Source organism: Bartonella japonica, assembly GCF_040545385.1.
GTDB classification, from domain to species: Bacteria; Pseudomonadota; Alphaproteobacteria; order Rhizobiales; family Rhizobiaceae; genus Bartonella; species Bartonella japonica.
The window spans coordinates 1-2488 of record NZ_JBEPLT010000046.1 but is presented as its reverse complement, the minus strand read 5'-3'; the positions used below and the strand labels follow the sequence as shown (position 1 = coordinate 2488).

The window sequence follows — 2488 nt, the reverse complement described above, 5'->3', positions numbered from 1 at the left end:
CATTACTTGATGCTTGTAAAAATAATCCACCCTCATCTTGGTTGATAAGGGTGGATTGTTTTTTTACTCACATATTTTGTTGATTATTATCGCAATCTTAGAGTAATTCCAGCACCTACTCCCCAATGACCACCTGAATGCGTTGCAGATATATTAGAGAGAATATTTCCATTTTCAGAGGTATAACCAGCACCAACAGCAAATGCAGATTGACTACGCCATAAACCACTACCAAATGAAAGACTTAAAGATCCCGGTGTATCATAATAACGCAAGTTAGCCACCGCCAAACCAATAGCTCCTGCCTGTCTTGCCTCTGTACGGACTTCCTCAACTGCATAATTTAATATCTCAAACTTCATATCTGTATAAGACTTCGCATTATCAAGAACAATATCCATCTTCTCTTTCGTGTAGGCATGTAGCTGACCCCCATTAATCACTTGCTTAGAACCCTCTTCAATCTTTCCATCCGCTACATTCTCTATCAATACAGGATCGCTTTCACTGCCACCTTTCAAAGCGATTGTATTCGTCTTGTCCCCATTAGCATCCTTGTCATAACTAACAGCTCCATCTGAAGAAGATAATTCTAAATCCTTTATCTTATTCTCAACATCGGTAACCCTCTCATTAAGCTGTCCTCCATTCACAACATCCTTTGAGCCTGATTCAATCTCACCATCCGCTACATGCGTAATCTTACTCTCTTCAGCATCATGACGAGCATCATTCGCTCCTTCTGAAGAATTCCAATTTAAACCACCATTAGATGTACCTGAACTGACTTTTTCTTCAACCTCATTAATACGATCATTCATACTTATCATATTGTCATTAATGCCTTTAAATGCATCCGCAACACTATCATAGCTTTGTTTCTTACCTACTGTTCCATCAGCCTTAAATTGAGTAATTTGGAATTCTGGCGCTGTCCAGAGACCATTATTATAGCCAGCTCCACCTCCAAAATAAACTGCAACCTGATTACCAACTGAATGAAGCTGTGCACCATTGATCGCATCCATGGAACTTGCAGAAATAGTACCCTGTGCAAGAGACGTAATCTTACTGCCTGCATTGTCTTTACCATGCTTCACTGAAAACGCCTTAACACCCTCATCCCACAGTAAAGCATCAATAGAGCCCTCTTCTGAAAAGTTTGTAGACATTTTATCAGTTACAGCTTTTAGCTGTGCAACATTCACCGCATCGGTATCCTCGGTTCCCGCTGCTAGCCCAGTAATTTGTCGCGTCTTGCCCTTAGAAACATCCCCAATACTTACAGAACCTTCAGTGCTTTTCCATACATACTGTGGAGCATCTTGAATATTTTTTCCGAAAGGAACATAACCAGCAACACCCTTCTCAACAGTAGCAACAGAGTAACTACCGAGAGCAACACTATCGGAAACAACAGCCATCGCGTTAGAACCTAAAGCAGTCGCAGCATAAGCAGAAGCCGTTGCGATAGAACCTACAGCAATCGCATTACGATCAGAAGCCTTGGTGGCCATACCTAAAGCAATCGCACTACGACCAGAAGCAGTCGCTTGAAAACCTAGAGCAGTCGCAGAATTACCAGAAGCCATCGTGTTAACACCTAGAGCAAGCGCCAAATCATCAAAAGCCTTCGCATTAGAACCTAGAGCAGTCGCATAACTACTAGAAGCTTCCGCACTAGAACCTAAAGCAGTCGCAGAATTACCAGAAGCAGTCGCTCTAAAACCTAGAGCAGTTCCGATTTCACCAGAAGCAGTCGCTTGAAAACCTAGAGCAGTCGCAGAATTACCAGAAGCCACCGCACTAGAACCTAAAGCAATCGCAGAATTACCAGAAGCCTTTGTGCCAGTACCTAAAGCAGCCGCATTACGACCAGAAGCCGTCGCGCTACTACCTAGAGCAAGCGCATTAGCATCAGAAGCCGTCGCGCCAACACCTAGAGCAAACGTCAAAGTATTAGAAGCCGTCGCGCCAGCACCTAGAGCAACCGCATAATCACCAGAAGCTTGCGCAAGACCACCCAAAACAGTCGAATAATTACCAGTAGCTATCGCGCTAGAACCTAGAGCAATTGTGTAATCACCAGAAGCCGTCGCGCTAACACCTAAAGTAGCCGCATTAGTACCAAAAGCTTTAGCCATCGAACCTAGAGCAATCGCAGAATGACCAGAAGCTTTAACTTGAAGACCTACAGCAATCGCATTAGAATTAGAAGCTTGCGCATCATAACCTATAGCAGTCGCAGAATGACCAGAAGCCTCCGCTCCAATACCTAGAGCAGTCGTAAAATCACCAATAGCTTTAGCCATCAAACCTAAAGCAATCGCAGAATGACCAGAAGCTTTCGCATTATGACCTAAAGCAACCGCATTACTAGCAGAAGCGTTAGCTATCAAACCTAAAGCAATCGAAGCATAACCAGAAGCCGCCGCGCCATTACCTAAAGCAGCCGCATTAGAATTAAGAGCTCGCGCATTATAACCTA

General features: G+C 43.7%; 1 protein-coding gene. It reads right to left on the bottom strand.

Annotation, left to right across the window (positions count from 1 at the left end; all coding sequences use genetic code 11):
- Positions 1 to 86: 86 nt before the first annotated feature.
- A partial coding sequence (locus ABID39_RS07750) for a YadA-like family protein (protein WP_354187578.1) occupies positions 87 to 2488 on the bottom strand: 2402 nt, incomplete at its 5' end.